The 303-nt window shown below is 58.4% G+C and carries 1 protein-coding gene; it reads left to right on the top strand.

Annotated elements, in window-relative coordinates:
• Nucleotides 1-303, top strand: a 303-nt coding sequence (locus LZD48_RS18505) for a Kunitz-type protease inhibitor (protein ID WP_235764141.1), incomplete at both ends; no start/stop codon positions are given.

Raw genomic sequence — 303 nt, 5'->3', positions numbered from 1 at the left:
CAATAAGCAAAGCAAAACCTCCCAACTCCACCATGACGGCGCCCACCAGCTACAACCCTCTCCTCATCTTCCTCTTCTCCGGCACTCTCATCATCTCTGGAGCTTTGCTCTCCAACGGGGAGGCCGTCGTGGACACAAACGGCGACAAGATCCACACAGGCTCTATCCACGACGTAACATACCGGATCCGACCCGGTCCAGGGATCGGCTTCCGCGGCGGGCTTGGCAGGTCCCCTATCAAAGGGGACAAGTGCCAGAAGTACATCTACGAAGGCCCCGAAACGTTCCCAGGGGAGCCCATAC

Origin of the sequence: Oceanobacillus alkalisoli, from assembly GCF_021556485.1 — a bacterium.
Lineage (GTDB): Bacteria > Bacillota > Bacilli > Bacillales > Amphibacillaceae > Oceanobacillus > Oceanobacillus alkalisoli.
This window is presented reverse-complemented; position numbering and strand designations above follow the sequence as displayed.